Origin of the sequence: Aquimarina hainanensis, assembly GCF_042684685.1 — a bacterium.
Lineage (GTDB): Bacteria > Bacteroidota > Bacteroidia > Flavobacteriales > Flavobacteriaceae > Aquimarina > Aquimarina hainanensis.
In genome coordinates, this window is record NZ_JBHULX010000037.1 from 745 (window position 1) to 998 (window position 254).

Annotated in this window: 1 pseudogene; it reads left to right on the top strand. The window is 42.1% G+C overall.

From position 1 onward, the window contains the following. Window positions 1–254 (top strand): annotated as a pseudogene (locus tag ACFSTE_RS15995) (gliding motility-associated C-terminal domain-containing protein); the annotation flags it as partial.

The following is a 254-nucleotide window of genomic DNA, read 5'->3' on the forward strand; positions in this document are numbered from 1 at the left end:
ATTGATAGTGATGGTGATGGTATTGTAGATAATATAGAAGGACAACCAACGGTTGGTTATGTTGCCCCAAGTGGTACGGATACTGATGGCGATGGTATTGATGATAGCTATGACCCTGATGATGGTGGAACAGCATTAGTTGCCATAGACACAGATATGGATGGTAGTGCAGATTATATAGATACCGATAGTGATAATGATGGAGAATCTGATTCTATAGAAGGTTGGGATACTGATGGCGATGGGGTTGCCGA